This is a genomic window from Pseudomonas sp. GL_091, assembly GCF_057837725.1.
In genome coordinates this window covers 1,900,309-1,925,263 of sequence record NZ_CM174451.1, presented here as the reverse complement: position 1 = coordinate 1,925,263, position 24,955 = coordinate 1,900,309, and the positions used below count along the sequence as shown (strand labels likewise).

General features: G+C 58.6%; 21 protein-coding genes, 1 tRNA gene and 1 pseudogene. 11 read left to right on the top strand and 12 right to left on the bottom strand.

The window, feature by feature from the left end; translation table 11 throughout:
* Positions 1-90 precede the first annotated feature (90 nt).
* The 5 genes and pseudogenes from phbB (at position 91) to AC3ITY_RS08885 (ending at position 4,819) form a co-directional block, all read left to right on the top strand.
* Positions 91-837, top strand: a complete 747-nt coding sequence (gene phbB, locus AC3ITY_RS08905; RefSeq protein WP_489308471.1) for an acetoacetyl-CoA reductase — start codon at positions 91-93, stop codon at positions 835-837.
* A gap of 64 nt (positions 838-901) precedes the next feature.
* A complete protein-coding gene (locus AC3ITY_RS08900) occupies positions 902-2,080 on the top strand; it encodes an acetyl-CoA C-acetyltransferase (RefSeq protein ID WP_477752573.1) in 1,179 nt (392 codons plus the stop codon).
* Between the two features lie 161 nt (positions 2,081-2,241).
* Positions 2,242-3,945, top strand: coding sequence for a class I poly(R)-hydroxyalkanoic acid synthase (phaC, locus tag AC3ITY_RS08895; protein WP_489308470.1), 1,704 nt, complete (start codon positions 2,242-2,244; stop codon positions 3,943-3,945).
* 106 nt (positions 3,946-4,051) lie between these two features.
* Positions 4,052-4,171 (top strand): annotated as a pseudogene (locus tag AC3ITY_RS08890) (AAA family ATPase); the annotation flags it as partial.
* A gap of 381 nt (positions 4,172-4,552) precedes the next feature.
* Complete coding sequence (locus AC3ITY_RS08885) at positions 4,553-4,819, top strand: hypothetical protein (protein WP_489308469.1); 267 nt, start codon at positions 4,553-4,555, stop codon at positions 4,817-4,819.
* A gap of 86 nt (positions 4,820-4,905) precedes the next feature.
* Here the strand turns inward: AC3ITY_RS08885 and AC3ITY_RS08880 are convergent, their stop codons facing one another.
* Positions 4,906-6,111, bottom strand: a complete 1,206-nt coding sequence (locus AC3ITY_RS08880) for an ISL3 family transposase (protein WP_489307308.1) — start codon at positions 6,109-6,111, stop codon at positions 4,906-4,908.
* 686 nt (positions 6,112-6,797) lie between these two features.
* Here AC3ITY_RS08880 and AC3ITY_RS08875 point away from each other — a divergent pair.
* On the top strand, positions 6,798-7,544 hold the full coding sequence (locus tag AC3ITY_RS08875; protein ID WP_489308468.1) for a 3-oxoacyl-ACP reductase family protein: 747 nt from the start codon (positions 6,798-6,800) through the stop codon (positions 7,542-7,544).
* 79 nt (positions 7,545-7,623) lie between these two features.
* Here AC3ITY_RS08875 and AC3ITY_RS08870 read toward each other — a convergent pair whose 3' ends face one another.
* Positions 7,624-8,319 carry an HAD-IA family hydrolase gene (locus AC3ITY_RS08870; RefSeq protein ID WP_489308467.1) on the bottom strand — a complete coding sequence of 232 codons (696 nt, stop codon included), beginning with the start codon at positions 8,317-8,319 and terminating at the stop codon, positions 7,624-7,626.
* Between the two features lie 413 nt (positions 8,320-8,732).
* Between AC3ITY_RS08870 and AC3ITY_RS08865 the strand changes: the two genes are divergently transcribed.
* Entirely contained in the window at positions 8,733-11,924 is a 3,192-nt protein-coding gene (locus tag AC3ITY_RS08865) for an RHS repeat-associated core domain-containing protein (protein ID WP_489310806.1), read from the top strand.
* 30 nt (positions 11,925-11,954) lie between these two features.
* On the opposite strand, the gene AC3ITY_RS08860 is transcribed toward AC3ITY_RS08865, so the two are convergent.
* From AC3ITY_RS08860 to AC3ITY_RS08830, 7 genes are all read right to left on the bottom strand, one after another.
* Entirely contained in the window at positions 11,955-12,137 is a 183-nt protein-coding gene (locus AC3ITY_RS08860) for a hypothetical protein (protein WP_046042925.1), read from the bottom strand.
* A 16-nt stretch (positions 12,138-12,153) separates the two neighbouring features.
* Positions 12,154-12,621, bottom strand: coding sequence for a hypothetical protein (locus AC3ITY_RS08855; RefSeq protein ID WP_489310804.1), 468 nt, complete (start codon positions 12,619-12,621; stop codon positions 12,154-12,156).
* Positions 12,622-12,734: 113 nt separating this feature from the next.
* A complete protein-coding gene (locus tag AC3ITY_RS08850) occupies positions 12,735-13,103 on the bottom strand; it encodes a hypothetical protein (protein WP_007988063.1) in 369 nt (122 codons plus the stop codon).
* A gap of 311 nt (positions 13,104-13,414) precedes the next feature.
* On the bottom strand, positions 13,415-13,603 hold the full coding sequence (locus AC3ITY_RS08845) for a hypothetical protein (protein WP_032829518.1): 189 nt from the start codon (positions 13,601-13,603) through the stop codon (positions 13,415-13,417).
* Between the two features lie 146 nt (positions 13,604-13,749).
* On the bottom strand, positions 13,750-14,070 hold the full coding sequence (locus tag AC3ITY_RS08840; protein WP_007988067.1) for a YbjQ family protein: 321 nt from the start codon (positions 14,068-14,070) through the stop codon (positions 13,750-13,752).
* Positions 14,067-15,410: a serine hydrolase domain-containing protein gene (locus AC3ITY_RS08835; RefSeq protein ID WP_489308466.1), complete on the bottom strand. Its 1,344-nt coding sequence runs from the start codon at positions 15,408-15,410 to the stop codon at positions 14,067-14,069. The genes AC3ITY_RS08840 and AC3ITY_RS08835 overlap by 4 nt, the downstream gene beginning before the upstream one ends.
* A 164-nt stretch (positions 15,411-15,574) precedes the next feature.
* Positions 15,575-15,664, bottom strand: a tRNA-Ser gene (locus tag AC3ITY_RS08830).
* Between the two features lie 322 nt (positions 15,665-15,986).
* Here AC3ITY_RS08830 and AC3ITY_RS08825 point away from each other — a divergent pair.
* The 4 genes from AC3ITY_RS08825 (at position 15,987) to AC3ITY_RS08810 (ending at position 19,973) form a co-directional block, all read left to right on the top strand.
* On the top strand, positions 15,987-16,676 hold the full coding sequence (locus tag AC3ITY_RS08825) for a crotonase/enoyl-CoA hydratase family protein (protein WP_223447038.1): 690 nt from the start codon (positions 15,987-15,989) through the stop codon (positions 16,674-16,676).
* Between the two features lie 214 nt (positions 16,677-16,890).
* Positions 16,891-17,613: a lysophospholipid acyltransferase family protein gene (locus tag AC3ITY_RS08820; protein WP_489308465.1), complete on the top strand. Its 723-nt coding sequence runs from the start codon at positions 16,891-16,893 to the stop codon at positions 17,611-17,613.
* A gap of 160 nt (positions 17,614-17,773) precedes the next feature.
* Positions 17,774-18,745: a magnesium and cobalt transport protein CorA gene (locus AC3ITY_RS08815; RefSeq protein ID WP_489308464.1), complete on the top strand. Its 972-nt coding sequence runs from the start codon at positions 17,774-17,776 to the stop codon at positions 18,743-18,745.
* Between the two features lie 199 nt (positions 18,746-18,944).
* Positions 18,945-19,973 carry an IS110 family RNA-guided transposase gene (locus AC3ITY_RS08810; protein WP_223460745.1) on the top strand — a complete coding sequence of 343 codons (1,029 nt, stop codon included), beginning with the start codon at positions 18,945-18,947 and terminating at the stop codon, positions 19,971-19,973.
* 283 nt (positions 19,974-20,256) lie between these two features.
* Here AC3ITY_RS08810 and AC3ITY_RS08805 read toward each other — a convergent pair whose 3' ends face one another.
* The 3 genes from AC3ITY_RS08805 to AC3ITY_RS08795 all read right to left on the bottom strand — a co-directional run bounded on the left by AC3ITY_RS08805 (position 20,257) and on the right by AC3ITY_RS08795 (position 24,449).
* The gene (locus AC3ITY_RS08805) at positions 20,257-20,979 is read right to left on the bottom strand and encodes an amidotransferase (RefSeq protein WP_489308463.1); all 723 of its coding nucleotides are present in this window, start codon (positions 20,977-20,979) and stop codon (positions 20,257-20,259) included.
* A 95-nt stretch (positions 20,980-21,074) separates the two neighbouring features.
* Positions 21,075-23,219: a 3-hydroxyacyl-CoA dehydrogenase NAD-binding domain-containing protein gene (locus tag AC3ITY_RS08800; RefSeq protein WP_489308462.1), complete on the bottom strand. Its 2,145-nt coding sequence runs from the start codon at positions 23,217-23,219 to the stop codon at positions 21,075-21,077.
* Between the two features lie 24 nt (positions 23,220-23,243).
* Entirely contained in the window at positions 23,244-24,449 is a 1,206-nt protein-coding gene (locus AC3ITY_RS08795) for an acetyl-CoA C-acetyltransferase (RefSeq protein WP_489308461.1), read from the bottom strand.
* Positions 24,450-24,955 lie beyond the last annotated feature (506 nt).

Below are 24,955 nucleotides of genomic sequence, written 5' to 3'. Positions count from 1 at the left end.
CAGGAGAACGTCACCTTCAAACACTTCCGCACGGCCCGTCGATATCGAACAATCTTCTCTCCTGCAGCGCAAAAAAAATGGAGTAGATGTATGGAATCGCGTAGTCGCATTGCTTTGGTAACGGGTGGTATGGGCGGTATCGGTACGGCAATCAGCCAACGTCTATACAAGGAAGGATTCAAGGTAATCGTCGGCTGCAGCTCTGATTCCAGCCGCAAGAACGACTGGCGTGCCAGCCAACTGGAGGCGGGTTATGAGTTCGAGTTCATCTATGGTGACGTCACCGATTGGGAGTCAACCCGCAAGGCTTTCGAGATGGCTCGTGAACAATTCGGCCCGATCGATGTGCTGGTCAACAACGCCGGCATCACCCGCGACGCGTCTTTTCGCAAGCTCACCCCGGAAGACTGGAACAGCGTGATCGGGACTAACCTGACGGGCTTGTTCAACACCACCAAGCAGGTCATTGAAGGCATGCTGGCCAACGGTTGGGGGCGGATCATCAATATCTCCTCGATCAACGGTCAGCGTGGCCAGTTCGGTCAGACCAACTACTCCGCCGCCAAGGCTGGCATCCATGGTTTCACCATGGCACTGGCCCGGGAAGTCTCCGGCAAGGGCGTGACCGTCAATACCGTATCCCCAGGCTACATCCAGACCTCCATGACCGCGGCAATTCGCCCGGACATTCTCGAAGGCATGATCGCTGCAACTCCAGTCGGTCGCCTTGGCCAACCCGAAGAGATCGCCTCTATCGTGGCCTGGCTGGCTTCCGATGAGTCTGCCTACAGCACCGGTGCCGATTTCTCGGTAAACGGCGGCATGAACATGCAATAACCCCGATCAGGGCAGGAATGCCCTGGTTTGCTTGACGAATTTTGTCTTTTCGATGAGGTCACGCATGAACGAAGTCGTAATCGTTGCCGCTACTCGTACCGCCATTGGCAGTTTCCAGGGTGCTTTGTCTGCTATTCCCGCGACCGAACTGGGTGCCGCAGTGATTCGCCGCTTGCTGGAGCAGACGGGTATCGATGCCGCTCAAATTGATGAAGTGATCCTCGGCCAGGTACTCACTGCCGGTGCTGGGCAAAACCCGGCACGCCAGACAGCGATCAAAGCCGGTTTGCCACACACCACCCCTGCCCTGACCTTGAACAAGGTCTGCGGCTCCGGTCTCAAGGCGGTCCATCTCGCCGTCCAGGCAATCCGTTGCGGCGACGCGGAACTGGTAATCGCTGGAGGTCAGGAAAATATGAGTCTGGCCCCCTATGTTCTGCCCAAGGCACGCACCGGCCTGCGTATGGGCCATGCGCAACTGCAAGACAGCATGATCCAGGATGGCCTGTGGGACGCCTTCAACGACTATCACATGGGTATCACCGCCGAGAATCTGGCGCAGAAGTACGAGATCTCTCGTGAAGCACAGGATACCTTCGCTGCCGCCTCGCAACAGAAGGCCGCCGCAGCCATTGAGGGCGGGCGTTTCCAGAGCGAAATCACCCCGATCCTGATTCCTCAGCGCAAGGGCGAACCGCTAGTCTTCGACACCGACGAACAGCCGCGTATCGACAGTACTGCGCAAGCCTTGGCAAAACTCAAACCGGCATTCCAGAAAGACGGCAGCGTGACTGCCGGCAACGCTTCGACCCTCAACGATGGTGCGGCCGTGCTGTTGCTGGCCAGCGCCGCTAAAGCACAAGCGCTCGGCCTTCCGGTACTGGCACGCATCAAAGCCTATGCCAGCGCCGGTGTAGACCCGTCGATCATGGGCATCGGCCCGGTCCCGGCTACACGCCTGACCCTGCAAAAGGCCGGCTGGAGCGTCGAGGACCTGGACCTGATCGAAGCCAATGAAGCCTTCGCCGCCCAGGCGCTGGCGGTTGGCAAAGAGTTGGGTTGGGACACCAGCAAAGTCAACGTCAACGGCGGCGCGATCGCCCTTGGCCATCCGATCGGCGCGTCAGGGGCACGGATTTTGGTGTCGCTGGTGCACGAGCTGATCCGTCGCGACGGCAAGAAGGGACTGGCCACTTTGTGCATTGGTGGCGGACAAGGCGTCGGCCTGGCTATCGAGCGCTAACCAACGGCATCTGAGTAGCCCATGCGCGGACTTGGGACCCTTGTTCCGCGCATCAGATTGGCGTCAGACAACGCTGCCCGCATTCCTGCCGTCGCTACGCCGGAGTCCGGCAAAGCGCGGCTTTTTTTCTGCCCGGCTCATCTGTATGGGCAAGGAACTTTATGGACAACAACGCGCATACATTCAAAACCTATTGGTCAGGCCAGGTTCCGTTCATCGCTTCCTTTGCAGTGCAACAATTACGTCTATGGGTCAGCACTAATCCGTGGTTTTCCGGGCATGAGCACGGCGCCTGGTTCGAGTTACCTCGCGAAACCCTGGACAGCCTTCAAGCGGACTACCAAGTTCAATGGGGCCAACTCGGCCAAAAACTGCTGACCGGCCAACCCTTCAGCTTCGATGATCGACGCTTCTCCAGCGACAACTGGAGCGCGCCACTGTTCGGCTCCCTCGCTGCGTTTTACCTGCTCAACGCAAGCTTTCTCCTGAAACTGCTCGACAAGCTGCTGATCGACGAAAAAAAACCGCGCCAACGCCTGCGCTATCTGGTGGAGCAAGCCATTGCCGCCAGTGCGCCAAGCAACTTCCTGGTCAGTAACCCTGATGCGCTCCAGCGTGTGGTTGAGACTCAAGGTGCCAGCCTGCTCACAGGTATGCAGCATCTGGCCAGCGACATGAACGAAGGCAAAATGCGCCAGTGTGATAGCGGCGCCTTCAAGGTTGGCGTCGATCTGGCTAACACCCCCGGCGAAATCGTCTTTGAGAATCACCTATTCCAACTAATTCAGTACTACCCGCAAAGCGAAACCCAGTACCGACACCCGGTATTCGTCGTACCTCCGTCGATCAACAAGTACTACATCCTTGATCTGCGCCCGGACAACTCGATGGTCCGCCACCTGCTGGAACAGGGACATCCCGTATTCCTGATGTCCTGGCGCAACTTTGACGAGGAATACGCTGGCACCACCTGGGATGACCTGATTGAGCACGGGGTAATCGACGCCTTGCAGGTGACCCGCGATATCAGTGGCGAGCAGCGACTCAATTGCGTGGGCTTCTGCATCGGCGGCACCCTGCTGAGCACGGCGCTGGCAGTACTTGCTGCACGCGGCGACAGGGAGATCGCCAGCGTGAGCCTGTTCACCACGTTCCTTGACTACCTGGATACCGGTCCCATCGACATATTCGTCGACGAAGAACTGGTGGCCTATCGAGAGCGCACCATCGGCGGCATGAATGGTCCCATCGGTCTGTTTCGTGGTGAGGACATGGGCAATACCTTTTCCCTACTGCGCCCCAACGAACTGTGGTGGAACTACAACGTCGACAAATACCTCAAGGGGCAGAAGCCGATCCCGCTTGATCTGCTGTTCTGGAACAACGACAGCACCAACCTTCCGGGGCCGATGTACTGCTGGTATCTGCGCCACACCTATCTGCAGAACGATTTGAAATCAGGCGAGCTGGAGTGCTGTGGGGTCAAGCTTGATTTGCGTGCAATTGACGCTCCCGCTTACATCCTCGCCACCCATGACGATCACATCGTGCCCTGGAAAAGCGCCTACGCCAGCACCAACCTGCTCTCCGGGGCCAAGCGTTTTGTATTAGGAGCTTCAGGGCATATCGCCGGCGTCATCAATCCACCGGCCAAGCAGAAGCGCCATTACTGGACCAATAATCGGGTCACGAAAAACCCGGAGACCTGGTTCAAGAATGCTGAGCAGCAACCCGGTAGCTGGTGGAATGATTGGTTCAACTGGCTGGCGGGACACTCCGGCGAGCGCCAACCAGCGGTTGCGCACATAGGGAATGACAAATTCCCGCCTCTGGAGCCGGCGCCAGGCAGTTATGTAAAGCAATGAAAACTGCTGTGCGCCAGAGCGCGACACTTTCTAGTACGTGACGCTCAACTTCCTGGATGAAGGCTGCGTCGAGATATTGTGGGTTGTGCCGAAGCATGATTGATCGGAAACGGGCAACGAGTCGTACCGCCTGCAACACAGCAGTTTGATTGCACAGACGAAGATCAAATCACGCAAACGTAAGCTCAAGGACGAGGTTGGTACCGAGGAAGACAAGCAATTTTGACTGTTGTTGTGGAAATGCCCTGCTGCATGACTGCATGCAGCAGGTCTTCCCCGACTCATGTGGTCGGCACGCTGCTAGGTTTATCCGAAATTGCTGCTGCGAAATCAGCAATCCGCCCTGGGTCAAATTTCAATCGGCAGGGTGTGTGAGTTTTCAATCAGCGCCAACAATTTCACCAAATCTGGAAGTCTTTTTCAGAGTTTCCCTAATGAATTACTACCGTCCATTCAACTTTCACAATCGCGGGTTATTTTTTGTGAATGAAATAAAGTTTAAACAAAATTATTACTACGTGTGACCCGCCCCACCTACTAATAAACAGCCGACCGGTAAGCCCACCCGATGGCACATCATTTGTTTGGGTACAAGGAGAGACGCCCCATGAGCCCCCCGTTGCGCATCAACGAAGCACTTTTGATTGCCGGCCATGCATTCGAACCTTTTCAATGCGTCGCCTGGGCTCCGCAAGACGGTAATGGCGAACTGAGCCTGACCGTCATGGACCGGGCCAACACTCATATTTGTCGCAAACAGGTTCCAAGCAGTGCCTATTCCGACCCGGCGCAGCTGGAAAGCCTGCTGGAAGGGGTGCGCGCCGAGTTGAGCCAGGAGGGCTACAAGTTGCAATCCTGGACAATGCCGGAGTAAGCATTCTCGCGGATCGCTATCTGACATAAAAAAGCCTGCCAATCGGCGGGCTCAGGTTGCTAACGAACCCCCGCTTTTTAGGTTCTTCACGGATTACCGGGAAAGACGCTCTTGATCTTCATGAAAAAGAATTCGCTATCCCGGTAACCGTACGCCATCCGTTTGATGACCTTTATTCGATTGTTTATGCCTTCCAACTGGCCCGTATGCATCGGCCAGCGAACACGGCTGACGATGCCCCGCCAGTAACCCTTCAGTCGTTTGGCAAACTGGATCAGGGCCGGTATCTCGCTTTCATGCGCATGGCGCAGCCATTGCTGCCAGGCTGATCGCCAGCCCCAGGCGGTGCTCGGTGTCCAAAGCGTTTTGAGTTCAGCCTTCATCAAATAGACCGTCATCAACGCTTGGTTGGCCGCCAGCAGATCCTCCAAACGGACCTGTTGCTCCGGCGTTTTCAGGTTCTGCGGGTTGCGCAGCAACAGCCATCGCGCTTGCTTGATGACCTTTCGGGCAGGTTTGTCATGGCGAAGCCGGTTCGCTTCGTCGACGCGGACTCGATCAATCACCTCTCGGCCATATTTGGCCACCACATGGAAGAGGTCGTAGACCACGCGCGCTTTTGGGCAGTGCTGACGAACCTCCAGGTCAAAGGCGGTGTTCATGTCCATCGCCACCGCTTCGATGCGAGCGCAACCCTCTGGCCCCAGCTCTTCGAAGAATGGCCTGATCGCCGCACGGCTGCGACCTTCGCCAATCCACAGCACTCGCCGGGTATCGGCGTCCAGCACCACGCTGGCGTAGCGATGACCTTTGAACAGCGCGAATTCGTCCATGACCAAGCGCCGTGGCTGCGCCTTTGGCAAAACACTCAACGCCGCTTGCAAGGCTCGACGCTCCAGCAACCGAACGCTGTCCCAATGCAGCCCGAACAGTTGAGCCACATGCAGCGTGGGCAGGCGTTCGCAGGCTTGAATGACGGCCTCGGCCAGGCGGCGCGTCATGCGGGCATAGCGATCCAGCCAACTGACGGATTCCATGCATTTGCCACAGTCGCGACAACCGACACGTCGAAGCAACACGCTGAGGCGCACCGCACGGCCGAGAATGGGCAAATCACGAATGACCCGCTGGCAGTACTCATGCGTGGTTGAGCACGGTTTTTGGCAGCCGCCACAGGAAGGAAATCGGGTGGCGTGGGGCGTCAGGTCGATTTGTAGATCATCGCCATCGGGCTTGATCGTGACGACAGAAAAGCCCTCCCAAAAGGGAAGGAAAGTATTAATATCACGCATAAGAACGCCGGTTTGTTAGATGTGTTTGCTCGCACGAACATCATCAATCAAATCGGCGTTCTTGTTTCTGTGTTTCCCGGGATTCCGTGAAGAACCGCTTTTTAGCGGGGGGATTGTTTTTCTAAGCCGTTCTCTTTCGATTCTGGGGTTTCCTGGCGAGAGCCTTAAAAACCCGTAAGAGAATAGCTCCCCCAAAAGGAATAGGGTCTATGACAGCAAGCGGGACATGCTTGTTTGCGTATATAGCAGTGCCCCCCCGAGCGGATTGACACCTTAGTTGGTGCGGCTGACCGGTTGCTGTCCCTGGAGTTGAGCGTTACCCCATTGCACTACCGACGTACGCAGGTTAGTCGATTAATTTGGGTACGGAGCCGTGCCGCTCTTTAACAGCCAAGTGCCAAGCGAGAGCCTTTTCCTAATTACAACCCATACAATCATTGGAATCGACGCTCGATAATCCGACACGACCGGTGCCCCTCGAATCTTATTTTCAAATGACCACGATTGTGCTTTATTTAAGAACTAATGCAGTTTTTCTTTACCCTTAAATGACTGGCTTTCTGTAACCCATTGATCTGAAAGAATGCGACTTTATTTTCTGATGACCACCGAAGACAGCAGGTAATCCGGAATCGATACTAGGCTCCATCAACCGGGGCATCTCGCCTCGGGATTTGGAGATCGACATGACTACTCAGAACCTCAGCGGCAAAGTGGCATTGATTCAAGGTGGTTCCCGCGGCATCGGCGCAGCCATCGTCAAGCGCCTGGCTGCTGAAGGCGCGACCGTTGCCTTCACTTATGTCAGTTCCACGGCCAAGGCTGAAGAACTGCAAGACAGCATCACCGCCAAGGGCGGCAAGGCCTTGGCCATCAAGGCCGACAGCGCCGACGCCGACGCCATCCGCGGTGCCGTGTCCGCCACGGTAGCAGCCTTCGGTCGCCTGGATATCCTGGTCAACAATGCAGGTGTACTGGCCGTCGCACCGCTGGCCGAGTTCAAACTCGAAGACTTCGACCAGACCCTGGCCATCAACGTGCGCAGCGTATTCATCGCCACCCAGGCCGCCGCCAAACACATGACCGAAGGCGGACGCATCATCAACATCGGCAGCACCAACGCCGATCGCATGCCCTTCGCCGGTGGTGGCCCGTACGCCATGAGCAAGTCCGCACTGGTCGGCCTGACCAAAGGCCTGGCCCGTGATCTCGGCCCGCAAGGCATCACCATCAATAACGTGCAACCGGGCCCGGTCGACACCGACATGAACCCGGCCGACGGTGACTTTGCGGAAAGCCTGATCCCGTTGATGGCCGTTGGCCGTTACGGTAAGGCCGAAGAGATCGCCAGCTTCGTCGCCTACCTCGTCAGCCCTGAAGCCGGCTACATCACGGGAGCCAGCCTGACTATCGACGGTGGTTTCGGCGCCTGATGCGTGTCAGCCAGTTGCAATAACCGTGGGAGCGAGCCTGCTCGCTCCCACATTTTCCAGTGTCGACCCGTCTTTTTAGCTAGGCCCATTCCAGCGCCGGCAAACCAAATGCGCCCGGCTCGAACGCCTTCAACGTACGAAGAATGCCATCGGCGTGTGCGTACCTGGCGTCGGCCATTGCCGCATCCGGGATCGCAATCGCCGTCATCCCCGCCGCTTTCGCCGCGGTGACACCGAAGGGCGAATCCTCGAACACCAGGCAATCCTCGGGCGCAACGCCCAGACGCCGCGCCGCCGTCAGGAAAATATCCGGTGCCGGCTTGGCCGCGCCCACCTCGGGGTCATCGGCGGTGACGATGAAGTCGAACAAAGCGAACCAGTCGCGATGCAAGGTGGTTTTCTGGCCGAACGACTGGCTCGAAGAACTGGTGCCCACGGCAATGGGAATGTTGTTGGCCTTCAGATGCCGTACCAGCTCCTGTGCGCCAGGCATCGCTTGCGCGGCAGGGAATCGCTCGAGCATCAGCGGCTCGCGGATCACCAGAAACTCTTGCGCCGTTATCGGCAAGTCCAGCGCTTGAACCACATAGCGCGCCAGATCGCCCGCGCCCCGGCCAATGATGTTCTGTTTGATGCTCCAGTCGAACGTCCGGCCGTAACGCGCGGCAATGATGGACGTGACTTCGGTGTAGATGCCCTCTGTATCCAGCAACAAGCCGTCCATATCGAAAATCACGGCCTTGATCGGGCCGAATGCTTTCAGTGGTGCATTCATCGCATCTGATCCATTTTCCAAGGCATCCCGGGCAGCTCAGGTACGGCCGATGCCCGAATGGATTAAAGGGTTCAGCAGCATAGCGAGCGCCGCCGGCTTAGAGCAACGAGGAAATCCCGATCGACGCCGAATGGCCCTCCGTAATTTAGCGAATCGCCCTACAACAAGCGCCACCTTTCCCGACTTCTTTCCTTGCCGATCCCCCGCAGAGTTTCGCGCTCCACATTCCGCCAAGCGAAAGACTGCAGATGTTCGATCCCCAAAAGGTATTGGCATGCCCCGCGAGCGGCCCTCTGACACTTCGCTCCGGCAAGCATGAACACCACGACGACGCCTCCAGACAGGCGAAAAACCCCAACGGCGACAGTGCTGACACCGTCGAGCGCACTGCCACCCACAACTGCTCGGTGTCGATGGTAACCGGCGAAGAACTGCTGACCCTCACCGACGGCACCCTCGACGGGATCTTGCCGTTCGACTTCACCCGCGCCTATCGCACCAGTGCCGTCGAGCTCGACAGCGGCCTCGGTTTTGGCTGGAGCCATTCGCTGTCCCAGCACCTGGAACTCCACGGCGAGCGGGTGCTGTGGATCGACCCCGAAAACCGCCGCACGCCCTTTCCACGGCCGACGGCGGAGCGCCCGATGATCCACAACAACCTGTCGCGGGCGGCGATTTACCTCGGCGAGGAGCCGGACGAACTGATCCTCGCCCTGGCCGGCGACCGCGCGCTGTTCTACCACTTTCATGACGGCCGGCTCAGCGCGATCAGCGACGCCTACGGCAACCGCCTGACGATGCAGCGGGACCACTTTGACCGGATTCAGCGCCTGGACAATGGCGCCGACCGCGCCTTGCTGCTGCGTTACGACCTCAAGCACCTGGTGGCCGTCGACTATCAGGTGTTTCAGCGCGGCAACCCCGAGACGAACACCTGGCGCACCGAACTGACACTGGTCAGCTACCGCTACGACGCCCGCCAGCGCTTGATCGAGGCAACCAACGCGGCGGGTGACATCGAGCGCTACGACTACGACGAGCAACACGTCATCCTGCAACGGCAACTGGCCGGCGGCGCGAGTTTTTTCTGGGCGTGGGAACGCTCCGGCAAAGCCGCCCGCTGCATTCGTCACTGGGCTTCGTTTGCGCAGATGGAGGCGCATTACGTCTGGGACGATCAAGGCTGCGTGACGGTGAACAACGCCGACGGTAGCGATGAGGTTTACGTTCATGACGACCGCGCGCGACTGGTGCGCCAGGTTGGGCTAGAGGGCGGTGAGCAGCACAGGGCTTATGACGATCAGGGCCGTCTGATCGCCGAGCAGGACGCCCTCGGCGCCATCACCGAATACCATTATGACGAAGTCGGTCGGCTGATCGCGCTGTTTGCGCCGGATGCGGCGCCCACGTCCTGCGAGTATCGCCACGGTTTGCTGCACACCCGTACCCAGGGTCAGGCGACGTGGACCTACCAGCGCAATGCCCAGGGCGACATCACTGCCATCACCGATCCAGACGGGCAGATCACCCGCTATTTCTACGACCCGCAGGGGCGCTTGCTGACGATCCGTTTCCCCGACCAGAGCGGTCACCGGTTTGTCTGGAATGCCTTGGGGCAGCTGCTGGAAGAGACCCTGCCGGACGGTGCTCAGCGCACTTTTTCCTACGATGCCTTGGGGCGGCGGATTACCCGGCAGGACGAACATGGTGCCGTCACCGGCTATGAGTGGGACGCCGTGGGGCGACTGATCCGGACCACGCTGCCCACCGGCGCCCGCCGCGCCTATCGCTACAACGCCTACGGCCAGGTCACCGCCGAAACTGACGAACTGGGACGGGTGACCCGTTACGAATACGCCGACGACCTGCACTTGGTCAGCCGCCGGATCAACCCCGAAGGCAGCGCGCTGAAGTACCGCTACGACCATGCGCAATTGTTGCTCACCGAAATCGAAAACGAGGTCGGCGATACCTACCGGCTGGACTACACGCCAGGCGGATTGATCCGACAGGAAACCGGCTTCGATGGCCGTCGTACCGCGTATGCCTATGACGGCAATGGCCAGTTGTTGGAGAAAACCGAGTTTGGCAACGACGGTTCGCAACTTGTCACGCAGTATCAACGCGACAGCGCCGGACGTTTATTGCTCAAGACCCTGCCCGACGGGATCGAGGTCGAGTACGGCTACGACAGCCTCGGGCGGCTGGTCAGCGTAGACGACGGCCAGGACCATCCGCTGGAGTTCGAATACGACCGCCAGGACCGGCTGATCACCGAGCATCAGGGCTGGAGCACCCTGCGTTACGGCTACGACACCTGCGGTCGGCTAAAGCGCCTGCGCCTGCCGGACGGCTGTGTGCTCGATTACCACCATGCCCGGGGCGGCGCCCTGACTGCCATCGACCTCAACGGTACACGCCTGACCAGCCATCGTTTTGTCGGCGGGCGTGAACAGCAACGCCAACAGGGCCTGCTGCTCAGCGATTATGCCTACGACGAGCAGGGTCGTTTCCAGGCCCATGCCATCAGCCAAAAACAACGACCTCTGTACCGCCGCGAGTATGCCTACAGCGCCAAGGGCAATCTCCTGCAGATTGCCGACAGCCGTCACGGCCAACGTCACTATCAATACGATGTGCTCGACCGCCTGACCGGCGTACGCCACTCCCGCGACCAGTTCGCGGAGAACTTCACCCACGACCCGGCCGGCAACCTGCTGATCCACGACCGCCCGGGCCCGTGCGTGCTCCAGGGCAACCGCCTGCGCCGCCACTATGAAAGCCACTATGACTACGACGCCTTCGGCAACCTGGTCCGCGAACGCCGCGGTACGCCGACCCAAGTCACGGAGTACTCCTACGACAGCCAGCACCGCCTGATCGGCGTCCGCAGCCCGGGCGGTAGAAGTGTCAGCTACAGCTATGACGCCTTCGGCCGACGCATCCGTAAAACCGTCGACGGCCAGACCACGCAATTCTTCTGGCAAGGCGACCAACTCATCGCCGAAAGCGCTCCCCGGCACTACCGCAACTACGTTTACGAACCCGGCTGCTTCCGCCCGCTGGCGCTGCTCGACGGCAAAGGCCGGGCAGACGCCTGCCCGTTCTACTACCAACTCGACCACCTCGGCACCCCGCAGGAACTGACCAGCTACGGCGGCGCCATCGTCTGGTCGGCCAAGTACACCGCCCACGGCAAACTCCGCGAAGTGAGCCACGGCGAAGGCGAGCGACTCGAACAGCCACTACGGTTTCAGGGGCAATACTTCGACGCGGAGAGCGGCCTGCACTACAACCGGCATCGCTACTACCATCCGGACATCGGTCGTTATCTGACGCCGGATCCGGTCAAGTTGGCCGGAGGGTTGAACCCGTATCGGTACACCCGGAACCCGACGGGGTGGGTGGATCCGTTGGGGTCGAGCGGGAATTGCCCGCACGCAAACAAGCCGGGATGCTCGGCGACGGATTGGGAAGAAGGGGCAAAGGTTGATGAAGGTGAGCCCAATGTACCCTCTCCAAAACCTCCAAACCAATACTTACATCGCGCAGACTCAGGCCACGACCTATCGAGGACCGGGCGATGGACACGTTCGATCAGCTAGACAACCGGTCAATCCGCCAACACGGCTCGATCAATCTTCGTCCTCTTCCTCATCTTCAAACTCGATATTCCCCACATCGCCCGCATCATCAGCGTCATTAAGCGGCACTGTCGCATCATCCATCAGCGATCCCGGATCTTCATTGCCGGGATCGTTGATAGATGGCAGTCCGCTCGGGCCCTTTTCTTCCTTGCCTTCGCTTTTCGCAGTCATGGGATGCCTCGCTCAACTAGTGATGCTTTTTGTGGTGCTTGTTCGAGTGTTTATAACCGTTACCGGAATGGGAATGACCGCTATCACTCCCCAGATCATTGCCAACCGCACCGCCAGCTGCACCGCCCAGGCCTGCACCGATGGCCGATCCGGTCGAACCGCCAAGACTGTTGCCAACCACCGATCCACCCGCCGCGCCCAAACCACCGCCTACCGCCGCCTCGGTGCGACTGTGCCTGGGCGCGGCAATGGCGCTACCGGCCGCTCCGCCGACACCTGCACCAATGGCTGCGCCCGTACTGCCTCCCACCTGGCCACCGACAACGTTGCCCAGCACCCCACCAAGACCACCGCCTACCGCGGCATCTCCATTACCTCCCGCCAGCGCCACCTGAGAGACCAGCAATCCAAAAACAATCGCAGGCACCATCAATAGTCGAGCATTCAGGCTTCCGTTTTTTTTGCCGTTGGTTTTCGGGTTCATGGCACGCCTCGCATTCTTCCAGGGTATGGAAGATTTGAGCTGCTGCGGCGTGAAACGTTCATAAATGAAAAAGCCCGGCATCAGGCCGGGCTCTTTTCAAATCTGAATCAGGATCAGTGACGCTTGTGACCATTGGCCAGGTTGCTGCCTACGCCGCCGCCCAATGCACCGCCCAGGCCAGCACCGATGGTGGCACCGGACTTGCCGCCAAGGCTATTGCCGATTACCGAACCACCGGCAGCGCCGACACCGCCACCGATAGCAGCGCTGGTGCGATGACCTTTTTTGGCGGCAACTGCGCTGCCCGCCGCGCCAGCCACGCCCGCACCAATCGCTGCGCCAGTGCTGCCGCCCATTTTCTGGCCGACCACGTTACCCAACGCGCCGCCCAAGCCACCGCCCAGCGCGGCAGTGCCGTCACCAGCCATTGCACCTTGAGCAACCAGAAGCCCCAGAACCAGAGCAGGCAGTGTTAAACGCATGACAAAAACCTCAAAAAATAGGGGTACACAAAAAGGGGGCGAGATTGAATGCTTTTGCGCGGATAAAGTCCAGCACGCCGGTCCAACTTCGCGATTGGCGACGGTTGGACAGCATTTTTGAAAAAGGTTTTATGACGGACAAAAAAAAGCCCGCTGGGGAAACGGGCCAGGTGTTGCTTTCTAACGGATGAGTCGAGATTACGGAGGGTGCTGTGAAAAGTTTGTGAAAGATCACCACCTTAAAAAACTTGTCATAAAACTCTTTCAGACATGAAAAATACCGTTCAATGACGGGGTCTTCCGGTAGTGGGTTACTTCCTGACCGGCGCTGTCACCTTGGGTAAGAATTTGCCCTTCAGTACCCGGCAGGCCCTGGTCTTGATCTTGTCGACCTCAGTCTGGTCCTCGCCGAAACTGGCCACATACTGGGTCTGGCCACACCGCACGGAATTGTTGATCGGAAATTCTGCGCCATCGTCCTCGATATACGGATCAGCCATCTCTTCACCCCTTTCAAAAAGCGCGATCGACATCGGCAAGCCCTTTGCCTGAAGAAATATCGATCGCCAAGGTTTTTGAGACTAGCCGGTCACTAATGGACCTGCCGTTCGTATTTCTCCGTGACCGACGAATGGCATCTCACCTTTCACCGTAACTTGACCGCAGTCCCGGTCACAAACACCACAACCATCCCGCCCTTGCCCGCCGGCATGCTGATCTCATAATCAAGCCCGACTACCGCATCCGCCTGAAGCGCCTGCGCCCGTTCCTTGATCTCATCGGTGGCCTGAATGCGCGCTTCCTTCAACGCTCGCTCCAGAGTTTGGGAGCGCCCACCGAAAAAGTCGCGCATCCCGGCAAACACATCACGGACGACGTTGATCCCTTGCACCGACTCGGCGCTGACGATGTCCAGGTAGGCGGTAATTTGCCGGCCTTCAATGGAGTGGGTAGTGGTGGTGATCATTGCTGTTCCTTCCTGTTCAGATATTCAGCCAGCGCATCAAACGCCGGCAACGTCACGGGATCATTGGCCGAGTTGCTGGCCACCGGATGGGATGCGTAGCGGACGATGACCATCTCGGCCTTCGGGTCGACATAAATACGTTGCCCATGAACCCCTCGTGCCATGAACGCCCCACCCTCCTTGTTCGTCACCCACCACATCGACCGGTAACTCCAGTCTTTGAGCAATGTGTACCCCGCCTTGGCGAAAGCCTGTTTATCACCGCCGCCACGGATATCGTCGATCACTGCCTGCGGCACGATCTGCTGACCGTTGAACCGACCGCCGTTACGCAGCATCTCGCCAAAACGCGCCAAGTCCCGCAACCCCGTATTCAGGCCACCACCGGCGAAGGGCGTGCCGATGGAGTCCACGGTGAACCAGGCGTCCTGTTCGGCACCCAACCGGCTCCAGATGTTCTCCGACAGCAGTTGTGCAACATTGCGGCCGGTGGCGCGGGCAATGACCCAACCCAACACGTCGGTGTTCACGGTTTTGTAGGCAAACGCCTTGCCGTGCTCACCTAGCGGTTGCACCGTCTGCAAAAATTCGTAGTAGCTGCGAGGTCCCTCATAACCCTTGGGTTTGGGCAGCGGGTTACCTGCCTTGGCATGGGCCCAGACTTCGGCGTTCGGGTCCGCGTAGTCCTCGCTGTATTTGAGGCCCGTGGTCATGTCGAGTACCTGCCGCACTGTCGCACTGCCAAACGCAGAATCCGTCAGTTCCGGTACATATTCGGCAACCCGCTTGCCAGCATCGATACGCCCCTGCGCCACCAACATGGCGCCCAGCGTGCCAACCACGGACTTGGTCACCGACATCGCTGCGTGCTGGCCGTCCGGCTTCAACACGCCGAAGTAACGTTCGTAGACAACTTTCCCGCGGTGCATCACCACAATGCCATCGGTGTAAGTGGCCGCGAGGGATTGTTCCCAGGTCATCGGCGCCCTGGCGCCAAGGGGGACAAAACTGATCCCGTCGATATCTTTGCGAAGTGCTATCTCCAGTGGAACCGGAGCACCCAGGCCGCGTGAAACGTTGATCGTCGGCATCAGTTGCCGGAAATTCGAAACACTCCAGCGCATTGCCGGAAACTGGAAATAGCTGCCGTCTTCAAAACGCACGGTGCGATCAGCGGGGGGTGGCGAACCGACCATCCAGCCGAGTTTGGCTGGGTCACTGGCTTCAGCGTCGGGAAAAGTGGCAGGGGCGGATGCGAGGGCCAGTGATGACATGGCAACTATCGACACAGCCGCGATGAGCTGGGCTGCGCCGCGAAAGCTGGCGGGAGGATGGAGCATGATGTCGATTCCGTTCGAAGAGATTGAGCAGTCTAACAGCCGGACCTGCCAGGTCACTGCTAGTACGGTAGACGCCTCTTGTTTCTTACGTGCCGAAAATCAAACGCCAAAAACACAAAACCCCCGGCTTCTTTCGAAACCAGGGGTTTTGTCTACATCGAATGTGGCGGTGAAGGAGAGATTCGAACTCTCGATACAGTTTCCTGTATACACACTTTCCAGGCGTGCTCCTTAAGCCACTCGGACACTTCACCGTATCTCTTCAAACATGTTCTGTCTGTCGAGGCGCGCTAATGTAGTCGAAAGCTTTTCCGATGGCAAACATTTTTTTCAGAATTTTCATGCGGTTAACGCGATTCAGCATTTGTGGTCACTCCGGGCCATGGCAAACCGGCCAATCTCCGGCTTCGTGCCCGCCTCTATATAGAGGGGAATGCGCGGCAGGCACGGCGGGCTACGCTTGGCGGGCTACGCTTGGCGGGCGGGCAAAGGGTGACTGGCGGGTCAGTCACGGCGCTTTACCTGACCTGCGGCGGTGGGTAACGTCTGCCCAACTTTATTGAAAGGAATAGCGTCATGAGTGAGTTGATTTCCTACCATCTCGAAGACGGTATCGCGACCCTGACCTTGAGCAATGGCAAGGTCAATGCCATCTCCCCGGATGTGATTGCCGCGTTCAACGCTGCGCTGGATCAGGCCGTGACTGATCGTGCGGTGGTGATCATTACCGGCCAGCCGGGCATTCTCTCTGGCGGTTATGACCTGAAGGTGATGACGGCCGGCCCTAGAGAAGCCGTGGCACTGGTGACCTCCGGCTCGACCCTGGCCCGCCGCCTGCTTTCGCACCCCTTCCCGGTGATCGTCGCGTGCCCGGGGCATGCGGTGGCCAAGGGTGCGTTTCTGCTGTTGTCGGCCGACTATCGCATCGGTGTAGACGGTGCGTTCAGCATTGGCCTGAACGAAGTGCAGATCGGCATGACCATGCACCACGCGGGCATCGAGATTGCCCGTGACCGCCTGAACAAAGTGGCGCTGCAGCGTTCGGTGGTCAACGGCGAGATGTTCAACCCACAAGGCGCCGTGGCTGCCGGTTTCCTTGATGTCGTGGTCTCGCCTGAAGAACTGCAAGGCGCGGCACTGGCGGCGGCTCGTCAGTTGAAGAAGATCAACATGACCGCGCACAAGAACACCAAATTGAAAGTGCGCAAAGCACTGCTGGAGGCCCTGGACAACGCGATCATCCAGGACCAGGAACATCTGGGATAAGCCCGGATCTGCTGCAACGAAAAGCCCGACCGTCGTGTCGGGCTTTTTCATACATGTCTGTGTTAAACATCTGTAACCGCTCTAGGCCGCATCTGACCAAATAGTCGGAAACATCAGCTCAAACATCGGCCATCTCCCACTTCCCTGGCAGCAATTGCCGAAAACAGTGTACATCCGTACACTGCGCCACCTTTTGTCCCGGTGGGGCCTGTAAATGCTGTTTTTGTTCCGTATGTCATTGATGGGCCTGCACTTTATCGTGGCGGGTGTGCTGGGGGTGATTCTCGGCCTGTGTCGGCCTTTCAATCCGGACAATAGCCGTCTGTGCGCACGCCTGTACGCATGGCCGGCCATGTGTATTTTGCGTTTGCGGGTGAAGGCCGAAGTCGGGCCGTTGATGGATAAACCTGACAGCTGCGTGATCATCGCTAATCACCAGTCCAACTACGACCTGTTTGTGTTTGGCAATGTGGTGCCCCGCCGTACCGTGTGCATCGGCAAAAAGAGCCTGAAATGGGTGCCGCTGTTCGGGCAGTTGTTCTGGCTGGCCGGCAATGTGCTGATCGACCGTGGCAATGCGCAAAAGGCGCGAAAGTCGATGTTGACCACCACCCATACCCTGCAAAACAAAGACACCTCGATCTGGGTTTTCCCGGAAGGCACGCGCAACCTGGGTGAGGACTTGCTGCCCTTCAAGAAAGGTGCCTTTCAGATGGCTATTGCCGCCGGGGTGCCGATCGTGCCGGTGTGTGTCAGCAGTTACGTCAAACACATGCGATTGAACCGCTGGCGCAGCGGGAAAATTCTGATTCGTTCGTTGCCGGCGATTCCCACTGCCGGATTGAGCCTGGACGACATGCCCCTGCTGATCGCCCAGTGCCGCGAGCAGATGCGTGAATGCATCGAGTCGATGGACCGGCAACTACAAGCCATCTGAAAAAGAAAACCCGCCTGGTGCGGGTTTTCTTTTGCCTGCGCGTCTTTCCCCAGAACTCGGCAGATTTAACTGACTCTCAAACACTGCGAGGCTAAGCTGATCAACACTGCCATTGCATTTGTTGCCAATTAAAAGCTGCCAAAAGAAGTGAATCACCATCATGGGTAGAGTTGTTGCTTCAGCGGTTTATAGCGCCGGTAAGAGAGTCACCAATATCACCCTCGACGAAGGCGCAGCCTGGGCTGCAAAACCCGGGCACTTTGTCTGGATCGGCCTCGAAGAGCCGAACGCCGAGGAACTCTACAATCTGCAACGCCAGTTCAAGCTGCACGAACTGGCCATTGAAGATGCCCTGGAAAAACACAGTCGGCCGAAGCTGGAAACCTTCGGTGATGCGCTGTTCATCGTGACGTATTCGCCCATCCGCCATGAAGGCAAACTCGAGTTCATCGAGACACATATCTTTGCCGGCAACGGCTACATCATCACCGCACGCAACGGTCACTCGGCGTCCTACGCCCATGTCCGACAACGCTGTGAAGCTCGTCCGCTGTTGCTTGAGCACGGGGAAGATTTCGTACTCTATGCCATCCTCGATTTCGTGATCGAAAACTACCAGCCGATGGGCGAAGCCATTCACGGGGAAATCGATGAGCTGGAACGCAACGTGTTATGCGGCGTGTTGAATGACTACGACATCCAGAAGCTGCATGGCCTGCGTCGTGATGTTTTGCGCTTGCGTCGTTATGTAGCACCGATGATTGAGATCGGGGAGGAATTGCAGAGGCTGAGCTTCCCGTTCATCGACAAGAACATGCGGCCGTACTTTCGCGATGTGCAGATTCATGTGACACGGCAGATGGAAGACCTGACGACCCTGGCGGATATTGCCAGCCAGACGATTGAAGTCGGGGTGCTGTTGGAGGCCTCACGCCAGAGCGTGGTGCAACGCAAGTTTGCGGCCTGGGCGGCGATTCTCGCTTTCCCGACGGCGGTGGCTGGGATTTACGGGATGAATTTCCAGAACATGCCGGAGTTGAACTGGCACTACGGGTATTTCGGGGTGCTGGGGTTTATTACGGTGGGTTGTCTGGGGTTGTGGGCGAGTTTCAAGAAGTCGGGGTGGTTGTAGGAGCGAGCTCGCTCGCGAAAAACCCAAGGGCGCCGCTGTGTACCTGGTTCAACGCGCTATCGTTCACGACCTTCGCGAGCAGGCTCGCTCCCACATTGATCTCAGCAACACCGAAGATCCACTAATGAAATGGCTACCCCCGCTGCCCCCTGTGATCGCCCACTAAGCTTTCGCAGGGGGCTCATCGGAGATCGTTGCCATGAACAAAGTAGCTATTGCCGCCATCGACTTGGGAAAACACACCTTTCATCTACATGCACAGGATGATCGTGGTCACGAGCTGTACCGAAAAAAATTCAATCGGGTAACGCTCATGCAGCACCTGGCAAATCTCGAGCCCTGCACCATCGTGATGGAAGCCTGTGGCGGCGCCCACTTCATGGCACAGGAGGCCATCAGGCTGGGACATGCGCCCAGGCTCATCGCACCTCATCTCGTACGCCCTTACGTGAAAAGCAACAAAAATGACTTCGCTGATGCCGAGGCGATCTGCGAAGCAGCGACTCGTCCGACGATGCGTTTTGTGCCGGTAAAAACTCAGGCCCAGCAAGTGCTAGCCATGCTGAACTCCACCCGAGACTCGTTCATCAAGGATCGCACCGCAACCGTCAATCGGATTCACGCCGCGCTTCTGGAGGTTGGCGTGAGCCTGGCCCCGGGCTTCAAGTCGATCAACGCTCTACCGGAGCTGCTTGAGGCGAGTTCAATTTCTGAGCCCTACAAAAAAAATCTGATGAGACTGTATCGACATCTCAAGCATGTGGAGGAGGAGATCAAGTCGCTGGATAAGGACGTGGAATGCCAGGCCGCTGAAGATGATCTGGCGACTCGTTTGATGACTCTGCCGTGTGTCGGCCCGATCACCTCCACCGTCCTGGCTGCCGAGCTGGGCGATGGCAAGCAGTTCAAATGCGGCCGAGGCTATGCAGCTTCCATCGGACTGGTCCCCAAGCAGCATTCCACGGGCGGGAGGTCTGTCCTGCTGGGCATCAGTAAGCGCGGTGATCGCAACCAGCGACGCCTGCTCGTCCAGTGCGCTCGTGTTTACTTGATACAACTGGAGCGACAGAAAGGCGCTTTGGCGGACTGGGTCCGCCGGTTATTGGCGTCGGGACATCACTCCAATCTAGTGGTTTGTGCGCTGGCCAACAAACTGGCAAGAATCGCCTGGGCGATAGCGGCACACCACACTGAATTCGATGCGGGGCCAGCCGCGATGAACGCCTGACCCCGCTGTCACCCAAGCACCACCCACCTGGTTTTGCGATGCTGGATAACTGATGACGTGAACGGCCAACCGGCCTGACGACAACCCTGGGCTCTCACACGGCTGAAAGGCCGTTCCACTAATTAGGGTCGTTGGGCATCGATTCTCATCGAGGCGCGGGGCGACAACCCCAACTCAGACGCCGGATAGATGAAAGCAAGCCAAACACGACATCAACAACAGTATTGCAGAAAAGGGGGTAACCATAGATGTGGGAGCGAGCCTGCTCGCGATGCTTTTAGTTTCAATCAGCTGCTGGCTTGTGCGCCACAAACCGCATCATCCACTCGGCCACCGTGGCGCCGTGGTGTTCCTGTTCCAGGCTCGCGATACCCTTGGAGTAGACCTGCTCACCCAGTGCCTGTTGGCGAATCTCCAGCAGGGCGCGGGAGTAGTCGTGGATGAACTCCGGATGCCCCTGGAAGCACAGCACCTGATCGTTGATGTGGTAGGCGGCATACGGGCAGAAATCGCTGGATGCGATGACCGTGGCGTTCTCCGGCAGCGACGTGACCTGATCCTGGTGGCTGATCAGTAGCGTCAGTTCTTCGCGCACCGGATTCATCCATGGCGCTTTGGCGGCCAATTTGTAGTTGTGGGTGCCGACGCCCCAGCCTTGGGTTGCACGCTCGCTCTTGCCACCAAGCAGCAGGGCCAGCAGCTGATGACCGAAGCAGACGCCCAGCAATTTGTCGCCGCGCTCGTAGCGGGTCAACAGATACTTCTTGAGGGTTTCGATCCACGGGTCGGTGCCGAAGGAGTCGGCCTTGCTGCCCGTCACCAGGTAGGCGTCGAACGTCAGGTCGTCGCTTGGGTATTCGCCCTGCACCACGTTGTAGACCGTGAACTCGGCGGCAATCGGCTGCTGAGAAAACAGGTGTTTGAACATCTGCCCGTAGCCCTGATATTGGTCAACCAATTCCGGACGCAGGTGGTCGGTTTCCAGAATGCAGATGCGTAACGACATAAAAAATACCTGACACGTGATGGGAATAATGCACACCCCAGAGCCTGCCTTGAAACACCGTGTCAAGGCAAGCCCCGAAATGCGTCATCGCCCCCTTAGAACGTCTCCCCTTTGGCCGCCTTCTCCAGCAGCAAGGCGGGCGGCGCGAACCGCTCGCCATATTGCTTGGCCAGATACTGGGCGCGGGCAACAAAGTCCTGCACGCCGTACTGGTTGATGAACTGCAGCGCACCACCGGTCCAGGCGGCGAAACCGATGCCGAAGATCGAGCCAACGTTGGCATCCGCCGTCGAGGTCAACACCCCCTCCTCCACGCAACGCACGGTTTCGATGGCTTGCACGAACAGCAAGCGATCACGCACATCCTTCGGCGAGATCTGCCCGTCGCTTTTCTCGAAGCGGGTTTTCAACTCAGGCCACAGATGTTTCTGGCCGCCCGCCGGATACTCGTAGAAACCTCCACCGGCAGCCTTGCCCGGACGCTTGAACTCATTGAGCAGCACATCAATCACGGCAAACGCCGGATGCTCTGTCAGCGGTTTGCCTTCTGCTTGCAGGTCCTTGGCGGTTTGCAGACGGATATGGTTCATCAGGCTGAGGGAAACTTCGTCAGAGATAGCCAGCGGTCCAACCGGCATGCCGGCCTTGCGCGCTTCTGTCTCGATCATCGCCGCGCTCACGCCCTCGCCCAGCATGGCGATGCCTTCGTTGGTGAAGGTGCCGAACACTCTTGAGGTGAAGAAACCACGGCTGTCGTTGACCACAATCGGGGTTTTGCTGATTTGCAGGACGTAATCGAAGCCGCGGGCCAGGGTTTCGTCGCTGGTATTGGCGCCCTTGATGATTTCCACCAGCGGCATTTTTTCCACGGGGCTGAAAAAATGCAGGCCGATGAATTTGCTCTGGTCGGGCACGGCGCACGCCAGGCCGCTGATCGGCAAGGTCGAGGTATTGGAGGCGATCACCGCGTCCGCGCCGACGACCTTCTGCGCCGCCAACGAGACCTTCGCCTTCAAATCCCGATCCTCGAACACGGCCTCGATGATCAGGTCGCAACCCGCCAGGTCAGCATCGCTTTCGCTGGTTTGAATGCGTGACAGAACGGTGTCGCGTTGCTCGAGGCTCATTTGTCCGCGAGCGACTTTCTTGTCCAGCAGCGCCGCCGAATGCGCCTTGCCCTTCTCAGCCGCCGCGAGGTTGATGTCCTTGAGCACCACATCGATCCCCGCCGACGCACTGACAAACGCGATACCGGCGCCCATCATCCCGGCACCGAGCACGCCGACCTTGCGGGTGACATAAGGCGCAAAACCTTGAGGCCGCGAGCCGCCGGCATTGATTTCGTTGAGCTGGAACCAGAACGTGCCAATCAGGTTTTTCGAGACCTGGCCGGTGGTCAGTTCGGTGAAATAGCGGGTTTCGATCAGGTGCGCCGTATCGAAATCCACCTGCGCCCCCTCGACCGCCGCGCAGAGGATTTTCTCCGGCGCGGGCATCGTGCCCTGGGTTTTGCTGCGCAGGATCGACGGTGCAATCGCCAGCATCTGCGCGACTTTCGGGTTTGACGGTGTACCGCCCGGTATCTGGTAGCCCTTCACGTCCCAGCGCTGCACCGCCACCGGATTGGCGAGAATCCACACCCGCGCCTTGGCCAACAGGTCTTCTTGATCGGTCGCCAGCGCGTCGATCAATCCTGCCTGCAACGCTTGTTGCGGTCGCAGCCTCTTGCCTTCAAGCAGATAAGGCAGGGCTTTTTCCAAGCCGAGCATGCGCACCATGCGCACCACGCCTCCGCCGCCCGGCAGCAGGCCGAGGGTGACTTCCGGCAGGCCGAGTTGCACCGACGGGTTGTCCAGTGCCACGCGATGATGGCAGGCCAGGCAGATTTCCCAGCCGCCGCCCAATGCAGCGCCATTGATCGCCGCGACCACCGGTTTGCCGAGGGTTTCCAGGGTGCGCAACTGGCCCTTGAGGCTCAGCACCATGTCGTAGAAGGCCTTGGCCTGGGGTTTGCCGACCTTGATCAGTTCATTGAGGTCGCCGCCAGCGAAGAAAGTCTTCTTGGCCGAGGTGATGATCACACCGGCGATGCTGTCCTTGTCGGCCACCAGGCGCGCAACACAGTCAGCCATGGCCTCGCGGTACACCGCATTCATGGTGTTGGCGCTCTGGCCCGGCATGTCGATCGTCAGGACGACGATCTGGTCCTGGTCTTTTTCGTAACGAATGGCTTCGTTCATAACGGGGTTCCTTGAAGTCCGGGCTCAGAGGCGTTCGATGATGGTGGCAATGCCCATGCCGCCGCCGACACACAGGGTCGCGAGGCCATAACGCAGGCGTTGGGCTTCCAGTTCATCGAGCAGCGTGCCGAGAATGACGCAACCGGTGGCGCCCAGCGGGTGGCCCATGGCGATTGAGCCGCCGTTGACATTGACCTTGTCCGGATCGACAGCCATGTCCTTGATGAATTTCAACACCACCGACGCGAACGCCTCGTTGACCTCGAACAGATCGATGTCTTCGACCCGCAGCCCGGCCTTGGCCAGTGCCTTGCGGGTCGCCGGCGCGGGGCCGGTGAGCATGATGGTCGGATCGGTGCTGGTGACTGCCGTGGCCACAATCCGCGCCCGTGGCTGCAAGCCCAGCGCCCGGCCCTTGGCTTCGGAGCCGATGAGCATCAGCGCCGCGCCATCGACAATCCCGGAACTGTTGCCGGGGGTGTGCACATGATTGATCCGCTCGACATGGCTGTAGACCCGCAGCGCGGTGGCATCGAAGCCCATCTGCCCCATCATCTCGAAACTCGGCTTGAGTTTGCCCAGGCCTTCCAGGGTCGAGTCGGCGCGGATGAACTCATCGTGATCGAGCAGGATGATGCCGTTCTGGTCCTGCACCGGCACCAGCGACTTGTTGAACGAACCGTCGGCCCGCGCCCGCGCAGCCTTTAGCTGGGAATGCAGGGCATAGGCATCGACGTCCTGACGGCTGAAGCCTTCAAGGGTGGCGATCAGGTCGGCACCCACGCCCTGTGGCGTGAATTGACTTTGCAGGTTGGTCGCCGGGTCCAGCGCCCAAGCCCCGCCATCGCTGCCCATCGGCACCCGGGACATCGACTCGACACCACCGACCACCACCAGGTCTTCGAAGCCTGAACGCACTTTCATCGCGCCGAGGTTCACTGCCTCCAGCCCCGAAGCACAGAAACGGTTGATCTGTACTCCCGCCACACTGACATCCCAATCGGCCACCTGAGCGGCGGTCTTGGCGATGTCGGAACCTTGATCACCAATCGGTGTCACGCAGCCGAGCACCACATCATCGACCTGGCTGGTGTCCAGCGCCGTGCGCTGCTGCAGTGCGGTGAGCAAACCGGCAACCAGGTTCACCGGTTTGACGCTGTGCAAGGCGCCATCGGCCTTGCCTTTGCCACGGGGCGTGCGTAACGCGTCGAAAATCAATGCTTGGGTCATGACGTCCTCGAACCGCAGTGCAGGTGGGTAAATACCGAGTGTCCACTCTTGGCCCGAGCCGCGTTTGATTCAATGACCGCAGCGCTCACAGACGTTGACGCTCACGCTCAGACGGACGGTAGTCAGCTACCGTTCAGGACACCAAGCTGTCTAGCCAACGGGCGCCAAAGAAGCTGGCAATAGGCCTCATGCCATTTTTAAAGCAAATTGCAAGAACACCATACGAAATGGATCTAAGCCAAGCTTAACGCGGGCTCTAAGGTGAACTTGTACGAAGTTGTCGTCGGGTTTTGCCGAGGCGCTCGTCGCTACAGGAAGTGCAACGCGCTGCCATCATGGAGCTATGCGGGCAGGCATCAGGAAATAACAAAAAAGGCGGTCAAGCCATGTTCAAACAATCGAAAGTACGTCAAGCCGGGCTCATCCTTTTCGCCACCACGCTGTTGTTGATATTGCCGAACCTGACCAAGGTCATCGGCTAGTCACGTCTATAAGATACGGCGTCA